This is a genomic window from Mycobacterium talmoniae (assembly GCF_001854525.1).
Classification (GTDB): Bacteria; Actinomycetota; Actinomycetes; order Mycobacteriales; family Mycobacteriaceae; genus Mycobacterium; species Mycobacterium talmoniae.
Genome location: NZ_MLQM01000376.1, coordinates 1 through 561, shown reverse-complemented (window position 1 = coordinate 561; position 561 = coordinate 1). Strand labels below are relative to the sequence as shown.

General features: G+C 63.8%; 1 pseudogene. It reads right to left on the bottom strand.

What is annotated here, in order from left to right:
• A pseudogene (locus tag BKN37_RS27450) lies at nt 1–499 on the bottom strand (hypothetical protein); the annotation flags it as partial.
• Nucleotides 500–561: the final 62 nt, after the last annotated feature.

Genomic DNA, 561 nt, shown 5'->3' with positions numbered 1-561 from the left:
TGTCGAGGACGACGCGCAGGTTGCGGGTGTTGTCGGGGCGTGTGCTCATGATGGCGAATTTAGTTCCGTAGCGGAATTCTGGTGTGTCGTCGCCGTTTTGGACTTCGAGGTGGGCGTTGACGGTGGATGTGCCGTTGGCTGCTTTCTTCTCGATGGTGGATTTGCGTTCGGGTGCGGCGACGACGGTGCCGTCGCCGACGATGAATTGTCCGCGAGCTGGATTGGTCCGTGAGACGGGGCTGTGTGGGTTGAGGCAGTTGAGTTCGCGGGCGAGTGTGGCGGCGGTGTCGATCAGCCCTTGGTGCAGGGCGTCGATGTGGGTGTCGAGGCGGTCCTGGGCGTAGGTGTGGTGATGCCGTCGCGGCGGTGTGGTGCGGGCAGTTTTTCCGTGGGCGGTGGCCTGGCGGCAGATGATCTGCCAGTACTCGGGGTTTGCCATGATGCGGCTGGCGTGGCTAGCGCTGCCGAACGCGCCATGCAGGACTTTGTGGATGACCATTACCCATGCCGGGTAGTGCGCTGGGCGCCCGGGTGAGTTGGGTGCGCGATCCGGGATCAGGT